This is a genomic window from Variovorax sp. SPNA7 (assembly GCF_033807855.1).
GTDB lineage: Bacteria > Pseudomonadota > Gammaproteobacteria > Burkholderiales > Burkholderiaceae_C > Variovorax > Variovorax beijingensis.
On record NZ_CP138513.1, the window covers coordinates 4,140,108 to 4,155,792 of the forward strand.

Annotated in this window: 11 protein-coding genes; 4 read left to right on the top strand and 7 right to left on the bottom strand. The window is 67.8% G+C overall.

The annotated features are described in order from the left end of the window. Nucleotides 1–17: 17 nt before the first annotated feature. Nucleotides 18–722, top strand: coding sequence for a glutathione S-transferase N-terminal domain-containing protein (locus tag RZE77_RS19480; RefSeq protein WP_319438856.1), 705 nt, complete (start codon nt 18–20; stop codon nt 720–722). Nucleotides 723–732: 10 nt separating this feature from the next. On the opposite strand, the gene RZE77_RS19485 is transcribed toward RZE77_RS19480, so the two are convergent. From RZE77_RS19485 to RZE77_RS19515, 7 genes are all read right to left on the bottom strand, one after another. Further along, complete coding sequence (locus RZE77_RS19485; RefSeq protein WP_319438857.1) at nt 733–3,144, bottom strand: penicillin acylase family protein; 2,412 nt, start codon at nt 3,142–3,144, stop codon at nt 733–735. A 29-nt stretch (nt 3,145–3,173) separates the two neighbouring features. Continuing rightward, nucleotides 3,174–3,413 carry a hypothetical protein gene (locus RZE77_RS19490; RefSeq protein WP_319438858.1) on the bottom strand — a complete coding sequence of 80 codons (240 nt, stop codon included), beginning with the start codon at nt 3,411–3,413 and terminating at the stop codon, nt 3,174–3,176. 141 nt (nt 3,414–3,554) lie between these two features. Beyond that, on the bottom strand, nt 3,555–4,928 hold the full coding sequence (locus RZE77_RS19495; RefSeq protein ID WP_319438859.1) for an efflux transporter outer membrane subunit: 1,374 nt from the start codon (nt 4,926–4,928) through the stop codon (nt 3,555–3,557). Nucleotides 4,929–4,996: 68 nt separating this feature from the next. After that, nucleotides 4,997–6,988, bottom strand: coding sequence for a MacB family efflux pump subunit (locus RZE77_RS19500; RefSeq protein WP_319438860.1), 1,992 nt, complete (start codon nt 6,986–6,988; stop codon nt 4,997–4,999). Next, nucleotides 6,985–8,145, bottom strand: coding sequence for an efflux RND transporter periplasmic adaptor subunit (locus tag RZE77_RS19505; RefSeq protein ID WP_319438861.1), 1,161 nt, complete (start codon nt 8,143–8,145; stop codon nt 6,985–6,987). Before RZE77_RS19505 ends, RZE77_RS19500 begins: the two co-directional genes overlap by 4 nt. Nucleotides 8,146–8,232: 87 nt before the next feature. Then, the gene (locus RZE77_RS19510; protein WP_319438862.1) at nt 8,233–9,534 is read right to left on the bottom strand and encodes a lysine N(6)-hydroxylase/L-ornithine N(5)-oxygenase family protein; all 1,302 of its coding nucleotides are present in this window, start codon (nt 9,532–9,534) and stop codon (nt 8,233–8,235) included. A 50-nt stretch (nt 9,535–9,584) separates the two neighbouring features. After that, nucleotides 9,585–11,264 (bottom strand): cyclic peptide export ABC transporter, encoded by a 1,680-nt coding sequence (locus tag RZE77_RS19515; RefSeq protein ID WP_319438863.1) that lies wholly within the window; start codon nt 11,262–11,264, stop codon nt 9,585–9,587. Between the two features lie 277 nt (nt 11,265–11,541). On the opposite strand from RZE77_RS19515, the gene fhuF reads away from it, so the two are divergent. The 3 genes from fhuF to RZE77_RS19530 all read left to right on the top strand — a co-directional run bounded on the left by fhuF (nt 11,542) and on the right by RZE77_RS19530 (nt 15,652). Then, nucleotides 11,542–12,360: a siderophore-iron reductase FhuF gene (gene fhuF, locus RZE77_RS19520; protein WP_319438864.1), complete on the top strand. Its 819-nt coding sequence runs from the start codon at nt 11,542–11,544 to the stop codon at nt 12,358–12,360. Nucleotides 12,361–12,481: 121 nt separating this feature from the next. Beyond that, nucleotides 12,482–13,327, top strand: a complete 846-nt coding sequence (locus RZE77_RS19525) for a formyltransferase family protein (RefSeq protein WP_319438865.1) — start codon at nt 12,482–12,484, stop codon at nt 13,325–13,327. Between the two features lie 186 nt (nt 13,328–13,513). Continuing rightward, nucleotides 13,514–15,652: a TonB-dependent siderophore receptor gene (locus RZE77_RS19530; RefSeq protein ID WP_319438866.1), complete on the top strand. Its 2,139-nt coding sequence runs from the start codon at nt 13,514–13,516 to the stop codon at nt 15,650–15,652. Nucleotides 15,653–15,685 lie beyond the last annotated feature (33 nt).

Consider the following 15,685-nt stretch of genomic DNA (forward strand, 5'->3'; position numbering starts at 1 on the left):
CTTTTCATGAATTGCCCATGACCGACCTCTCCCGCTTTCCCATCACCCAGAAATGGCCCGCACAGCATCCTGACCGTCTGCAGCTGTATTCGCTGCCCACGCCCAACGGCGTGAAGGTATCGATCATGCTGGAGGAAACCGGCCTCGCGTACGAGCCGCACCTGGTGAGCTTCGAGACGCAAGACCAGATGTCGCCGGAATTCCTCTCGCTCAATCCGAACAACAAGATCCCCGCGATCCTCGACCCCGACGGTCCCGGCGGCAAGCCGCTCGCGCTGTTCGAATCGGGCGCCATTCTTCTGTACCTGGCCGACAAGACCGGCAAGTTCATTCCGCAGGACGCGGCGGGCCGCTACGAAACCATCCAGTGGCTGATGTTCCAGATGGGCGGCATCGGGCCGATGTTCGGCCAGCTCGGCTTCTTCAACAAGTTTGCCGGCAAGGACTACGAGGACAAGCGCCCGCGCGACCGCTACGCGGCCGAATCGAAGCGGCTGCTCGGCGTGCTCGACAAGCACCTGGCGAGCCGCGCATGGATCATGGGCGACGACTACACCATCGCCGACATCGCCTCGTTCCCGTGGATCCGCAACCTGATCGGCTTCTACGAAGCGGGCGATCTGGTGGGTTTCAGCGAGTTCAAGAATGTGGCGCGGGTGCTCGAAACCTTCGTCGCGCGGCCGGCTGTCGTCCGGGGCCTGGGCATCCCGAAGCGCGGCTGATCTCGGCGGCTCAAGGGCGAAGCGCGCGCCGCTGAAGCAGGGGGTCGCGCGCAATATCTTGCTCGCGGAACGGAAAGCGCAGCCAGTCCTTCCTTGCATAGCGCGCCACCGGCGCCGCACCCTTGCCGTTCCTCACCGCGGTCTCGCGCTCGCCATGCGCGAGCAGCGTGCGCGCCTGCACGCCATGTCGGTCGAAGTACACGACCTGGAGATAGGTGTTGCCGTGGGAGCGATCGCCCATGGTGTAGTCGCCCTCGTTGGCGCAGGAGACGGTGAAGTAGCCCTCGGCGTCGCAGCCGCCGAACAGCGGCACTTGGCGGCCTTCGCTGCGGACGAAGCGAAGCTTGCCAAGCGGCGCGTCCAGCGCCCAGCCCTTCTGCTGCATGTCTTCGACCGCACCGGCCAGCGCGCGCGCCACGCGCGGGTCCGCGGCATTGACACCGCCCGGTGTCTGCAACGGCGCTTCGGCCGAGAATGCCTTCGTGTAGAACTCCGCCGCCGGGATCTTCTGCAGCCGGGTCCAGAAGGCGTCCCACAGCAGCGCACCGCGGTCCTGCGCACCGGCGCGGTTCGACCAGTTGCGAAGCACCTGGCAGGCCTGCTGCAGGTCGAGTGCCGGCGCCCCTTCGCCCGAGGATGCACACGCCATGTCGAGCAAGGGTCGCTTGAACTGATCCGCGGTATATGAACGAGCTTCCTGCGTCTTGCTCATCAACCGGTCCGCCAGCTGCGTGGCCGACGTGGCGCCCGCCCTCGCGAGCTCACCCGCGATGCGATGCCCTTCCCTGCCGCGCATCGAGAGCGCCCGACCTTCGCCACCAAGGATCGATGCGAATCCCGTCAATGGCTGCGCCGGGTTCGTGAGCCAGTAGCTGTCGTTCATGTTGGCGACATAGTCCTCACGCAGAAGGCTGGGCATCCGGTCGGCGGCAAGTGCGCCCGGCTGCACGGCGTTCTTCGCGGACTGCCACTCGCAGGCCGAACGGCTGCCGTCGAGCAAGGGCGTTGCCGGATCGAGTGCGGCAAACGCCTTCGACAGCGGCGTGGCGCAGGCCGAGCGCAGATCATCGGGAACGCCGGGCACCGCGCCGATATCGGCGTACCAGACCCGGCCGTCGCCGCGGCCGATGGCCGCCGTGTTGACCCAGGGCATCGCCACCTCTTCGCGCTGAATTCCGATGAACTCGTCGAGCGAACGCGCCTGGTTCCAGCGCAGGAAGTTGCGGAAGATGCGCGGATTGCCGGCATTGACGTCGCGCATCGCCAGCGCCTTGCGGTCGCTCCAGCCGAGCGCGGCATTGCGCGCACCCAGGTCGACCACCGGACCGAAACGCGTGCGGTAGAGCGTGCGCTGGACCAGGTCCACGGTTCCGTCGGGCTTGCGCACGGCCACGGCGAGCGTCCGGGACTGCATGGCCTCGGAACGGCCATCGACCATGTAGCGGGTGGGATCGGCAGGATCCAGCGTCAGGTCGAACAGCCCGAAACGGCGCGCGGCCGACACCGTGTGGCTCCAGGCCACGTCGTTGTTGAAGCCGATCATGATCACCGGAATGCCGAGGAAGGACACGCCCGCCACGTCCATCTTGCCCGGCAGCGTGAGGTGCGCCTGGTAGAAGCGGTCGGGACCACCCCAATACCAGTGCGGATTGCCGAACAGCACGCTGCCGCCGCGCTCGCCGGTGGCGGCCTGGCCGAAGGCCAGCACGTTGCTGCCGATGCCGCGTGCATCGCCCACCGGAATATCGAGGCGGGACGACAGCGAGAGCTTGTCCGACGGCGAAGGCGGTGCGGCCGCGGCGGGCTTCGCATTCGCGATCTCGGAGACGAAACGCGCGTACCCGCCCGCCAGCGCGGCAGCGATCATGCGGCGGTAGACATCGTCGGGTTCGATGGTCTGCACCCAGGGCTCGCCGGTGCAGGCATGCCGTGCGTCCTTGCCGCCCTGCCGGAGCGAGCGCACATGGCGGTTGTAGCCCTCGGCGTAGCCCTCGATGAGTTCGACGAGCTCGGCCGGCTGCTCCCGCTTCAGCGCCTCGACCGCATCCTGCCCTGCAAAGGCCTTGAAGAAAAAGTCGAGATCGAGATTGACCGGCTCGCCGAAGGTCGAGCGCGTGGCCGGCTTGCTGGCGGCGCCGAAGTACAGGGAGCGCTGTCCGCTGTAGGTCGCGAAGGCGTCGGCCAGCGTACACAGCGCGTCCTCGGCCTGTACCTGGCCGTAGCCGATGCCCAGCCCTCGCCAGGTGGTGGCCCGCACGTGGGGGATGCCGTCGCCGGTGCGGCGTATCTCGACCGGCGCCACCGGGCCTTCAGGCCTGGCCCATGCCGGGGCGGTGCCAGCGAACAGGCCGGTGGCCACGGCAGCGATGGCGGCGATGCGGCGGCCCACCGCAACGGCGCGGGGTTTGATGGTTGTTTTCACGTGTTGATTGAACAGAGTTGCCTCGTGGGCTATTGCAGATCGGAGTCGTTGTGCTGCGCTTCTTCGAGCACGGGCCCCAGCAGGGCGGCGCCCGCAAGCGCCCACAGGGTGAGCGCCTCGTCGAACGCCCGCACGTGCCGAAGGTCTTCGCCGAGCCAATGGACGAGCTGGTCCGCATGGATGCACGAAGGCGCATCGTGCAGCCGGCAAAAAAGCTCCCAGGCCCGGTCGACGGCTGCCTCGTGGATAACGGAAGTTTTGGTGGCCATCGTCGACTGCGTTGAATCTGTGCCGGGGTTGGCTTCGTCTTTGGTATTGACGCAGCACCCACGCATATGTTCATTCCGGCCAGTTCCGAAGAAGCAGGCGCTCACGTGGCGTGCGATGAGGGCGGCATCGGATGAGAGGTTTCAGCGCTCGCCCTGCGCGAGCACGCGGTCGTCGTCGCGCCATCCGCCACCCAGCGCGCGGTACAGCACAACGCGCGCCTGCAGCCGGGCCTGCCGCAGCTGGATCTCCAGGTCCTGCGCGGCATACAGCACGCGCTGCGCATCGAGCAGGGCCAGCAACGTCTCGGCGCCCGCCTTGTAGCGCAGCTCCGAAAGCTCCGCCGCCCGGCGCGCCTCCCGCAGCTCGCTGGCCTGCGCCAGTGCCTGCGCATCGATGCCCGCAATCGCATGGAGCGCCGTTTGCGCATCGGCGAAAGCGGCAATGACCGCGCCGCGGTAGGCGCCGAGCAGTTCCGCGCGCCGCGCCTCGGCAAGATCGCGTGCACCCGCGATACGCCCGCCGTCGAAGATCGGTGCCGCGAGTCCCGCGGCAAGGCTGTAGAGCGGGTTGTCGAACAGCGCGCCGGGCGCCTGCCCCTGCACGCCGATGGACGCGCTCAAGGTGACGCGCGGCAGAAGCGCGGCACGTGCCGCCTGCACGTTCGCATTGGCGGCGGCGAGCCGGGCCTCGGCCTGTGCGATGTCGGGGCGGCGCACCAGCAACTGGGACGGCAGTCCGGCCGAGATGACGGGAACCTGCACTGCGTCGAGCCGCATCTCTGCCGCCGCCGGCTCCGGCGCAGGCAGGCCGAGCAGCAAGGCCAATGCGGTTTCGGCATTGCGGGCCTCCTGCCGAAGGCGCGCAAGCTCGCGCTCCCGCATGGCCACCAGGCCGCGCTGCTGGGCCAGCTCCAGCGGCGCAGCCGCACCGGCACGGCCGCGCGACTCCACCAGCCGCAAGACGCGCTGCGCGTTCTCCAGGCTGTGCCGCGCAATGGCCGCGCGCTCGCGCAAGCCCACTCGTTGCAGCCACGACGATGCGACCTCGGCCGCGACGCCGATCCGCACCGCATCGCGCTCGAAGACGCTGGCACGCAAGCCTTGCCGCGCCTCCCGATGCAGCGCGCCCTGGCGCCCCCAGAGGTCGAGCTCGTAGCGGGCCGCGAATCCGGCCAAGCTTTCATTGCCATCGACTTCCGCGCGGCCGCCGAGGCGGGCCTCGCGGCTTGCGTCGATCTGGCCCGTCAATTCGGGCAGAAGCTGCGCCCCCGCAATTCGCGCCTGTGCCCTCGCGCCTTCGACGCGGGCCAGCGCCCTCGCGAGGTCCTGGTTGTGCGCTTGCGCCTGTGCGATCAACGCGTCGAGCTCGCTGCTGCCGAAGTGCCGCCACCAATGCGCATCGAACGCCGGAGCACTGGCATCGGCCTGCGCACCATCGCCCTGCCAGGACGCGGGTGGATTCACCGCATGCGGCGGCGGGTCCGCGGGCACGGCACAGCCCGCAAGCGACAACATGCAAGCCCAGCAGGCGAGCGAAAGACGGGGGTGGCGAAGTTCTTCTGTCGGCATGGTGCGAATTGCGGCTATTGCGATGCGAGTGCCACGACCGGGTCCAGTCGGGCCGCATTCCTTGCGGGCATGAAACCGAAGATCAGGCCGGTCAGCACGGCGCAGCCGAAGGCCCCGAGGCTGGCAAGAAGCGAGAACACCACCGGCACGCCGGCCAGCATCAGCACCGCGACAATCACCAGCCCCGCGGCCACGCCCACCGTGCCGCCAACGGAGGTCACGAGCACGGCCTCCGTCATGAACTGGCGCAGGATGTCGACCTGGCGCGCGCCGGTTGCCATGCGGATGCCGACCTCGCGGGTGCGCTCGCGCACCGTCATCAGCATCACGTTCATCACGCCGATGCCGCCGACCACCAGCGAGATTGCGGCAATCAGGCCGAGCATCATCGTCATGGTGCGCGCGGTGGCCGATTGCATGCGGATCGCCTCGACCCGGTTCCATACGCGCACGTCGCGCACGCGCCGCTGTTCGGCCAGCCGGGTCTCGATCTCCTCGGCGGTGGCGAGGGCCTTTTCCATGTCCCGGACCTTCACGCCGATCCAGGTGGGGTTCTGATGGCCGAACAGCCGCGCGGCAGCGGCGGAGAACGGCACGACGACGCGGTCGTCCTGGTCTTCGCTGTTGCTCGTTCCCTTGGCCGCGAGCACGGCGACCACCTGGAACGGCACCTTGTCGACCAGGATGTCCTGCCCGATCGGATCGCTGCCATCGGCAAACAAGGCTTTGCGCACGGTCTGGCCGATGACCGCGACCTTGGCCGCGCCCGCCTCGTCGGCTTGGTCGAACATGCGGCCCTCGCTCATCGTCCATCCCAGCACGTCGGCAAACCCGAGCGTCGTGCCGCCACCTTCGGTCGAATGGTCGACGTTGCCCCGGCGCACGACGACGCGTTCCTCGATGTAGGGCGCGATCCCTTCCACGTTCGGCAGGCTGGCGATGGTCTCGGCGTCGCTGAGCGTCAGCGGCGCGCTCGGCGACCGCACGCTGCCTTCGCGCGCGGCAACGAACATGGTGCGCACGCCGAAGGTCTCGAACTGCGCGAGCACCTGCCGCTGCGAGCCCGTGCCCACTGCGAGCATCGCAATCACCGAAGCCACGCCGATGACGATGCCGAGCAGCGTCAGGCCGGTGCGAAAGCGGTTGCTCCACATCACGCGCCAGGCCGCGCGCGCCGCCTCGCGCAGGTCGGCCGCCAGCGATGCGTGGGTGTTTCGGCCCTGGCGAAGGCCGGGCGTCGGCATGGGCGCCGCGGCATCGGCCGCCGGTTGCGGCGGCACACGGTCGCTGCCCGAATCCGCCACGATCTGCCCGTCGCGGATCTCCACGATGCGCCGCGCCTGCGCCGCCACGTTGCGGTCGTGCGTGATCAGGATCACGGTATGGCCCGCGTCCGCCAGTTCATTCAGCAGCTTCATGACCTCTGCGCCGCTGCGGCTGTCGAGTGCGCCGGTCGGTTCGTCGGCCAGGATCACGCGGCCGCCGTTCATGAGCGCGCGGGCAATCGCGACGCGCTGCTGCTGCCCGCCCGACAGCTGGTTGGGCCGGTGGTCCAGGCGCGCGCCCATGTCCAGGCGCTCGAGCAGCGCGGTGGCGCGTGCGCGGCGTTCGGTCTCCGGCATGCCCGCATAGAGCGCCGGAATCTCGACGTTCTCCCGGGCCGATTCGGTGGGCACGAGGTGATAGCCCTGGAACACGAAACCGAAGGCCTCCCGCCGCAGCCAGGCCAGCGCGTCGGCATCGAAGGTGGACACGTCCTGCCCTTCGAACAGGTAGCGGCCGCTGCTGGGCCGGTCGAGGCAGCCGAGGATGTGCATCAGCGTGGACTTGCCCGACCCCGAAGCACCGACGATGGCGACGAACTCGCCCGCATGCAGGCGCAGCGAAATGCCCCGCAATACCAGTGCCGCGGGCGGTGCCTCGCCCTCGCCGGCACCATGGGGTCGGCCGTAGGACTTGCGGATGTCCTGCAGTTCGATCAGCGGCAGGGCGGCCATCGGCGTCATGGTTGCGGAGGCGTGTGGTTGGCACTGCCGGCGACGATGCGATCGCCCACCTCCACGCCTTCGAGAACCTGCGCCATGAGCCGGTTGCGAACGCCGATGCGCACCTGCCGGTTCTCAAGCGTTCCGTCGGCGCGCAGCACCCGGACGGCAAAACGTTCGCCGCCGCCGCCGGACACCGGCACGAGCGCCGCCACCGAAACTGCCGGCACGTCTTTCGCAGAAGCTTCGACAAAGGCGACCTGCGCCGTCATCTGCGGCATGAGCGCGCCGTCGTTGTTGTCGACATCGAACAGCGCCGTGTAGACCACGACCTTGCTGCCCGCGGCCGACGGGTTGGCGTTGCCTTCGCCGCCTCCGGGCTTGCCCGCGGGCGTCGGCGGCGCGGGCAGGAGCTGGCGCACCGTGCCGTGCCAGCGGCGCTGGTCCGCACCCAGCGTGGTGAAGTACACCGGCATGCCCGCCTTCACGCGCCGTACGTCGGCCTCCGACACCTCGGACCACACCGTCATGGACGACAGGTCCGCGATGCGCAGCACGTTGGGCGTCTGGTAGGTGGCGTTGAGGGTCTGCCCTTCACGCGATTCCACGGAGACGACCGTGCCGGCCATCGGCGCATAAATGCGCGTATAGCCGAGGCGGGCTTCGTCCGCCTTGAGCGTGGCCTGGGTCTGCGCGATCTGCGCGCCAAGGTTGTCGATGCGGGCCGCAGCGGACGCCAGCGCGGCCTCGGCGCTTTGCACGTCTTCCTCGCGCGTGGCGCCGTCGGCGGCCATCCGCCGCTGGCGCGCATGCTGCTGCTCCGCCAGGCGGTGCTGGGCGCGCTGCTCCGCAAGCTGCGCACGCAGGCCGGCCAGCGAGGCCCGACCCGCATCGACCGTGGCGCGCTGCACGCTGGGGTCGATCTCGACCAGCAACTGCCCTTTGATCACGACGTCGCCGGGTTGAACCAGCAGGCGCTGGATCTGCCCCGACACCTGGGCGCCGACGTCCACATAGCGCCGCGGCTGGAGCGTGCCGAGCGCGGTGACGCTGGATTCGATGGTCGAGCGCGTCACGGTCATGGCATCGACCGACGTGGCGGGACGGCGCGCCCAAAGGAGCCCGCCACCGGCGGTGACCAGAAGAACAACAAGAACGAAGGGGACGATTCTGCGCATGGAGGGGGAAGCGGGACGTTCGGGCGCCCCCGCCGCCGGAGCGTGGCACGCCCCGGACAGGGGAAGAAACCCACGGCTGGGCTGGAGCTAGATCTGCACGGCCTGCGACGCGTCGCGCACCGCGCTGCGCGCACGGGACTGGGCGGCAAGCAGTGCGTTGCCGATTTCCCCGGTGCGAACCGAGGTCACCGAAAGCAGCGTGTCGCTCAGCCCATGGCTGTCCTCGCAGGCGCCCTGCAGGTAGATGCCCGGATGGAAGTCGGGCGTGCCTTTCAGGCGGTAGTAGCGGTCGACGTCGTGATCGCCGAGGTAGGGCGCGAGCGGCTGCAGCAGGTCTTTATGCTGGTCGCGCGCATAGCCGGTGGCGAGCACCACGGCGTCGTAGCGAACCGTGCTCTCGCGCTGCACGTCGCGGTCCAGCAATGTGAGATGAACCCCGTCCGTTGCGGCACGGACCGCGCGCACATCGTGCTGGCGCAGCATGCGCAGCCGGGAACCGCGCGCCACCTTCTGGTCATAGAAGACCTTGTAGATCTGCTGGATCAGGTCGAGGTCGGCCACCGCATAGTTGGTCTGCGAGAACTCGTCGAGCAGCGCGGCGCGCTCGTCGCTGCCGCGGCTGTACATGTAGTCGGTGAAGTCGGCATTGAACACTTCGTTGACGAAGGGGCTGTCGTCCGATGGCCGGATGGAACGCGCGCGCATGATGAGGTCGACCTGCGGCGCGCCTGGGCGCCCCTGCAGGTCCATGAAGATTTCGGCCGCGCTCTGGCCCGCGCCGACGATGGCAACGCGGCGCGCCTGCGGATGCCGCGCCATGTCCCTCAGGTAGCTGCTCGAATGGAACACGCGCGGATCGTCGCGCAGCCCCCGGAAGCCCTCGGGAATATTCGGCACGCCGCCGATGCCCACCACCAGGTTGCGCGCGAGCCGCTCCTGCACCCGGCCGTCCGCGCCGCGCGAGCGCACGCGCAGCAGCGACACCTCGCCGCCCTGCTTCTCGGGCAGCACCTCGAAAACCTCTTCGCCATAGCGGCAGGCCTCCTCGAACTGGCCCGCGGCCCAGCGCAGGTAGTCGTTGAACTCGTGGCGGCTCGGAAAGAAGCTTTTGAGGTTGATGAAGTCCGTGAGGCGCCCCTGCTCATGCAGGTAGTTCACGAAAGTGAAGCGGCTCGTGGGATTGCGCAGCGTCGCCAGGTCCTTCAGGAACGAGATCTGCATGTGCGCCTGGTCCAGCAGCATGTGCGGATGCCAGGCGAAGCTGGGCTGCCGCTCGATGAAAACGGCGTCCAGCGGCTTGCCGCCGTGGCGCTTCTCGTCGAGCGCGATGGCCAGCGCGACGTTCGACGGGCCGAATCCGATCCCGATCAGGTCATGGATGTGCTGCATGGGATGTCAACTCCTCTGTGTGTGGAACGCGATCGAAAAAGGCGCCGGCTTCACGCGGCGAGACTCGCCGGTGCACGGGCCCGGTCTTCCGCGATGCGGCCGGCCTTCATGGTGATCACGCGGTCGGCCAGGTGGAAGTAGCGGTCGTCGTGCGAGATGACCACCAGCAGGTGCCCCTTGGCGCGCAGTTCGGGAAGCAGCTCGGTGTAGAAGAGGTGGCGGAAGGCCGGGTCCTGGTCGGCCGCCCATTCGTCGAACACCAGCACCGGGCGGCCTTCGAGGTAGGCATGCACCAGCGCCAGCCGCTTGCGCTGGCCGGTCGACAGGTCGACGGTGCTGAACGAGCCGTCCTTGATGCTCACCTTGTGGGCGATCTCCAGGCGCTGCAGGTAAGGCAGAGCGGCTTGCGGCAGGGCGTGCGCGCCCTCTTCGCCCTTTTCGTTCGCGACCAGGTCCTCGAACAGGTAGAAGTCGGAAAACACCGTCGTGAACAGCTGCCGGTAGTCGTCGCGGAACTCGGGCGTGACGGCGGCGCCATCGACCAGCACCTCGCCCTGCTGCGGCGCGTAAAGGCCCAGCAGCAGCTTGATCAGCGTGGTCTTGCCGGAGCCGTTGTCGCCCACCACGAACACCATCTCGCCGCGGCGCAGTTGCAGGTCGATCGGCCCCAGCACGAAGGGCTCGCCGCCATCGGGCGCATCGAAGGCATAGCGCACGCCGCGCATGCCGATGTCCTTGCTCACCGTGGCGCCGCTGCCGGCCTGCGCCAGGTGCAGGTGGGGCTCGGGCGTGGCAAAGCGCTCCGACAGGTCGGCGATGCGCTGGAACGCGACCCTGGCGCGCCCCACGTTGGGCAGCGTGCCGGCGATCTGGTCGATCGGCCCCTTCAGGAACAGCATCACCAGCACGAACCCGCTGAGCACCAAGGGCTCCGTACTGCGAAACGCGGCCCAGCCCAGGATCAGCGCAATCAGCAGGAAGAACAGGCCCGAGCCGAAGGCGGTGGCAATCACATGGGTATTGATGGCACGGCCGTTGACGATGCGTATCTTGTCGACGATGTGCTCGATCTGGCCGCCGAACATGCGGGTGCGGCGCTCGCGGTGCATGCGCAATTCCTTGGCGCCATCGCTGATTGCGCGGTAGGCCTTGTGAAGCTGGTCCTCGTGCTCACGCGCCTTCCAGAAGCCGACCCCGGCCCGGGTCTGTGCCGCGACCTGGATGCTGGCGCCGATCACCAGCGCCACCGTCAGCAGGCCGAACAGCGGCAGCGACAGCCAGGCCAGGTAGGCCAGGCATCCCAGCGCGACGGCCACCGCGATCAGCGTGGAGGAGAGCACGAAGGCTGCGTCGCTGATCATGTCCACGTCCTGCGACAGCACGGGCATGAGGCGGTGCGTGCGGTAGCGCTCCAGCGCGTCGATGGGCGCCGAAAGAATTTTCTGGGCCAGGCTCTTGCGCACCTGGGCCACCAGCCGCTGGCCGACGAAATTGGTCGAGACGTCCGACGCCATGCGGCCGAACAGCGCCACCAGGCACAGGCCGATGAAGGTCAGCAGCAGCCCACCGGCCATGCCGCCTTCCTGGTTCAACACCTCGTTGATGGTGCGCAGCAACGCGACCGTGGCGATGCCCGAGCAGATGCCGGTGACCATGGACAGCACGATCCACGGAGCGAAGGGTTTCAGCAGGTGCGTGGCTTCTGCGGCGTTGCCGCTCTTGGATGTCATGCAAGGACTCTTTCCGCCCTGGAGGCGACTACTGCTGCCCGGCAGCGCGGAACATCCGCGGCCGGGCCGGAACTGGCTGCAGGAACTCCGTCCGGCGGACAAGGCTCCGGGCAGCACGACGCCGCCCATTGGGTAGACGATTGGGCTTCGCCGATGTTCATCGCCGGCCGCAGCCAGGGACATGGCGCACGAACTTCCGGTGAACATCCGGCGTGCGGAAGCGTCTTGTCTGGATGCACCGCGCGCATTGCTTCGACATTCCTTCGCAGGCCGGCCCTTGATCGCGCTGCTGGAGCCCATCTTCCAGAGCGCGCTGGCACCGCTCGGCGAACGACTGCAGTGCGGAGCGGCCAGCCCTTCCGACGCCGTGCGCATCGAGGACCTGCTGCAGCCCGATACGCTGCTCCCGCTGCTGCACCGCCAGGCCAGGTTCAGGCGCAGCACGGGCAACGACCTGCGGGCCGTGGCCTCCGCATGGACCCTGGAATACCTCGGCGCCCTGCTGCCGCCGGTGGTTGCCGCGGCCAGCGTGCTGCAGCACGTTTTTCCGATGGCGGCATCGCAGGTCCGGGTGCAGCTGGACGGCCATGGCAATCCGCTTGTCTTTCACATCCGGAACATGGGTGAATCCCGCGCCGGCGCGAGCACCGCACAACGGTATGGCCCCTTGCTGTGGCTGCACCTGCGGCCACTCTTCGCGGCGCTCGGCGAGCTGACGCGCGTGGCCCCGAAGATCCTGTGGGGCAATGCGTCGCGCAGCCTCGAGCCGATCTTCGACCAGGCCCTGGCGCTCACCGGCGGTGCAGCGCCGATCCTGCGGGACCGCGAGCACCTGCTGCACAGCCCCGAGTGGCCGGCGGACGGCGATGGCCGGCCGTGCGCCAACCCCCTGCACGGCCGCCGGCGCGTGATCCACCGGCTGCACGACGGAGAGCGCACGCCCCTGAAGCTGCACCGGCAATGCTGCCTCTACCACCTGCTGCCCGGCGAAACATATTGCGGTGCCTGCCCCCTTGCGCCGCACCACCGGCAAGGCGAGGAGGAAGACGAGGGCGAAGGCGAAGGCGAAGGCGCGATCGGGACACCGGCAGCCTGAGCGCGGCCGCGATGAACAGATCGCGCGCTGTCCCGTCTTGTCCTGAAGGTGCCGCGGCAGCTTGGGTCCATCCGCGCCCGTTCGCCGAACCGGCCTTCATCCACTCACATCCTCAGCTCCCATGTCCAAGGCAAAGCTCGTCTACATCCTTTCCCTCCGAAACGCCGCCGCCGACAAGGCCGGCCAGTACATCGACTTCAAGGGGGAGCAGCGCTACATGAAGTCGCCGCTCGAATACCTGGCCGAGGCGCTGAACGGCACGCCGCTGGGCGACGCCTACTCGCTCGAAGGCATCGTGTACGACGATGACGCGCACTCTCCGCGCGACCAGGCGGTGCTGGCGGACTACGGCTTCGCATGGCATCCGGACCGGAAATGGATCTTCCCGAAGGACCTGCAGGCCCAGGGTCGGCTGCTGCGCGACATGCTCCACGCAGTTCCGTCGACCTATCGGCGGCTGCCGCGCGACTCGGCCGACCGCGTGGCGGCAAAGAGCGCCTACGAGCGCACCCTGCTCGACAAGCTGCTGACGCTGCAGGCCGACGTGGTCGTGCTCGACGGCCTCCTGATCATCCTGGACGAACTGGTGCGGCCCGGCGCGCACTTTCATCGGAAGATGGTCAACATCCACCCGGGCATCACGCGCATCGAGTCGCCCTACGAACGCCGCGGCGCCTGCGCGACGCTGGACGCCCTCCATGGCGTGCAGGGCAGCAAGGTGGTGAACTGGACCACCATGCAAAAGGTGCCGGCGCCCACGGTCACCAAGACCGGCGCCTCGCTGCACTACGTGGACAACGGCATCGATTCGGGCGAAGTCATCTTCGACGTGCTCGGCACCGACATCGCGCCGGAAGACACCATCCTCGAGCTGCGCTGGAACAACTTCAATCGCAGTCTCTTCCCGGCACTGCACCAGGGCCTGGCCCTGCTGGCGCCGCATGTCCGGCGAGCCTCGGCCTCCTAGCCAATAGCGCCGCCGGACCTGCTCCAGGCAGGCGCGACCGCCTTTGCGTGCAGCGATTGCGCCTCCAAGTGCAGGCATCCGCCGCGGACTGTCGCAAAAACACGACCATGTGTTGCGGCGCATACACCAAAATAAGAACCATTCTCATTACACTCTCCGCGGTTCATTCACCAACGAGTCCTTTTCATGCGCACTCTCCCCTTGCCTCGCCAACGTTTGCTGAACGCCTCGCTTGCGGCGGCCTTCGGAACCGCCACCGCCCTGCTGGGCTTTTCCGCCTCGGCCCAGACCGCCCGCACACCGGAAGCGCCCAGTGCATCCAGCACCCTGCCAGAGGTCACGGTGAGCGGCGAACAGCCGGAAACCGCCACCGGACCTGTCCGGGGCTATGTGGCCCGGCGCAGCGCCACGGCCACCAAGACGGACACGCCGCTGATCGAAACGCCCCAGTCCGTGTCCGTGATCGGGCGCGAGGAACTCGAGGCACGCGGCGTCCAGAACATCATGGAAGCCGTGCGCTACACACCCGGCGTGACCGTCAGCAACTGGGGCTACGACCCGCGCGGTATCGACTGGCTGCTGATCCGCGGTTTCGACGCGACCGCGGGCAATGCCATGTACCGCGACGGCCTTGTGCTGCCCGCCTATTCGATGACCGAACCCTATGGGGTGGAGCGTGTCGAAGTGCTGCGCGGCCCCTCGTCCGTGACCTTCGGCCAGGGCGATGCCGGCGGCATAGTCAACCGTGTGAGCAAGATGCCGAGCGCCACGCCGGTCCGTGAAATCGAAGTCCAGTACGGCAGCTTCCAGCGCAAGCAGGTGGCGGTCGATGTGGGCGGCGCCATCAGTGACACGCTGAGCTACCGCCTGGTCGGGGTCGAGTTGGACAGCAACTCGCAACAGCGCTACGCGAACGGCGCACCGGTGGAAGCCAAGCGCCATTACCTGGCACCTTCTCTGCGCTGGCGGCCCTCGGCCGCCACGTCGTTCACCCTGCTCGGCGAATTCCTCGACAGCAAAGCCGGCGACGACACCTTCTACGTGACTGACCTTAACGGACGCAACACCGGGCTGCTCCAGGGCGAGCCAAACTACAGCCGCATCAAGCAACGGCAGGCTTCGATCGGCTACCTGTTCGAACACCACATCAACGACGACTGGACGGTGCGCCAGAACATGCGCTACTTCAGCTTCGACACCGACAAGCACCACATGGTCACGACGCTCGAGCCGGACAACTACACGCTCTCGCGCACGGCACGCTTTGCGCCGGAGCGCGTCAACCAGTGGACGTCCGATGTGCAACTGCAGGGCCGCGTGCGCTCGGGCATCGTCGAGCACACACTGCTTTTTGGCGTCGACTGGACCCGCTCCCGCTACACAGCCAAGCAGTTCTCGGGGCCGGCACCGAGCCTTGACCTGCGCTTTCCCATCAACGGACAGCCGGTGCCGGAGCCTTTCAACCCCGACTCCAACTACACACAAACCTCGGAGCAGATCGGCGTATATGCGCAAGACCAGATCAAGATCGACCAGCGCTGGATCGTCACGCTGAGCGGCCGCCAGGATCACGTCAAGTCCCGCAGCTTTAACCGCCTGGACAGCAGCCGCACGACGCAATCCGACGACAAGTTCAGCGGCCGCGCGGGCCTGAGCTATCTGATCGGCAACGGCTTTGCCCCATACATCAGCTACGCGGAATCCTTCATGCCGAACAGCGGTGCAGACGCCAACAGCCAGCCCTTCCGACCGAGTCGCGGCAAGCAGGTCGAAGCAGGCCTCAAGTACCAGCCCGAAGGCTCGCGCACCATGGTCACGGCCGCAGTTTTCGACCTGCGCAAATCGAATGTGGTGACCTACAATCAGGACACTTTCGAGGCACGCCAGATCGGGCGCATCCGCTCGCGCGGCCTCGAACTCGAAGCCAAGGCCGAGCTGGCGCGCAACCTGAACCTCACGGCTGCCTACACCTTTCTCGACATGAAGGTGCTGGACAGCGCCAACACGAGCGAAATCGGCAACATGCCGATCCAGGTGCCCAAGCACTCAGCCTCGGTATGGCTCGACTACACCATGAACAACGGCTTCGGCTTCGGCGGCGGCGTGCGCTACATCGGCAAGCGCTGGAACGACGTGACCAACACCTCGGCCGAAGGCGGCGTTGCGCTGCTCGACGCCACGGTGCACTACAAGACCGGCCCGTGGCGCTTTGCGCTGACCGCGACCAACCTGGCCAACCGCAAGTACACCGCTTCGCGCGCGTACAACAACTACTACGCCGGCAACGAGCGGACGCTTGTCGCCACCGCGAAGTACCAGTTCTGATTTCAGCGTCCCCCACGCCAGAGTAAAAAGCAA

Bases quoted from the DNA above. Each gene is read 5' to 3' on its own strand.
- RZE77_RS19480 (WP_319438856.1), top strand. From the start codon at position 18: ATGACCGACCTCTCCCGCTTTCCCATCACCCAGAAATGGCCCGCACAG.
- RZE77_RS19490 (WP_319438858.1), bottom strand. From the start codon at position 3,413: ATGGCCACCAAAACTTCCGTTATCCACGAGGCAGCCGTCGACCGGGCC.
- RZE77_RS19495 (WP_319438859.1), bottom strand. From the start codon at position 4,928: ATGTTGTCGCTTGCGGGCTGTGCCGTGCCCGCGGACCCGCCGCCGCAT.
- RZE77_RS19500 (WP_319438860.1), bottom strand. From the start codon at position 6,988: ATGACGCCGATGGCCGCCCTGCCGCTGATCGAACTGCAGGACATCCGC.
- RZE77_RS19505 (WP_319438861.1), bottom strand. From the start codon at position 8,145: ATGCGCAGAATCGTCCCCTTCGTTCTTGTTGTTCTTCTGGTCACCGCC.
- RZE77_RS19510 (WP_319438862.1), bottom strand. From the start codon at position 9,534: ATGCAGCACATCCATGACCTGATCGGGATCGGATTCGGCCCGTCGAAC.
- RZE77_RS19515 (WP_319438863.1), bottom strand. From the start codon at position 11,264: ATGACATCCAAGAGCGGCAACGCCGCAGAAGCCACGCACCTGCTGAAA.
- RZE77_RS19525 (WP_319438865.1), top strand. From the start codon at position 12,482: ATGTCCAAGGCAAAGCTCGTCTACATCCTTTCCCTCCGAAACGCCGCC.
- RZE77_RS19530 (WP_319438866.1), top strand. From the start codon at position 13,514: ATGCGCACTCTCCCCTTGCCTCGCCAACGTTTGCTGAACGCCTCGCTT.